Here is a 551-nt window from a genome sequence, read left to right on the forward strand (position 1 = left end):
CTGGTGGAGAAGGTAAAAACAATTTCATCCTTATCACCATACACCGGCCAGAAGTAACTTTGCTTCATTTTGCCCGGACCCGCTTTGCCTGCTTTAATCGGCGTCTCGTCCATTGCCAGCACCTGGCTTTGTAAGATGCTGGTCAGCATCGCATCCACAATCGGATAGAGTAAATCAATACCGCGTGCCACGATAGTACCCAAGGTGCTGCGGCTTAAAGTAATGCCCGCTGCGGCTAAGCGCTGGTGTTGGCGATACAGCGGCAAGTGGTATTGGAATTTATCCACCAACATGCCGACGATAAAACTCACATCCGCCACGCTTTTATCCAGCACATTGAACGGCGCTGCGCTTGGCAGGATAGTGTCGCTGCCTTTGTGTTTGATGATTTGCCGGTCATAGCGCAGCACGTCGAAGCTCGCTGGGCGCTGTGCTAAGCGGAAGGTGCTTTTTACGCCAATCACTTCATACTGATCGGCATCTTCCCCTTTTAACTCGTCTGGTATCAGCGTAATCACTTTCACCGGTACGTTATCGTTAAATCGCAAACC

At 50.6% G+C, this 551-nt stretch carries 1 protein-coding gene; it reads right to left on the reverse strand.

Annotated features, from left to right (window positions below; translation table 11 throughout):
* Positions 1–551: IS66 family transposase (locus tag J3B89_RS21030; RefSeq protein WP_215768315.1), on the reverse strand; the 551-nt coding region annotated here is incomplete at both ends.

Source organism: Rheinheimera oceanensis, from assembly GCF_018831085.1.
Taxonomy (GTDB): domain Bacteria; phylum Pseudomonadota; class Gammaproteobacteria; order Enterobacterales; family Alteromonadaceae; genus Alishewanella; species Alishewanella oceanensis.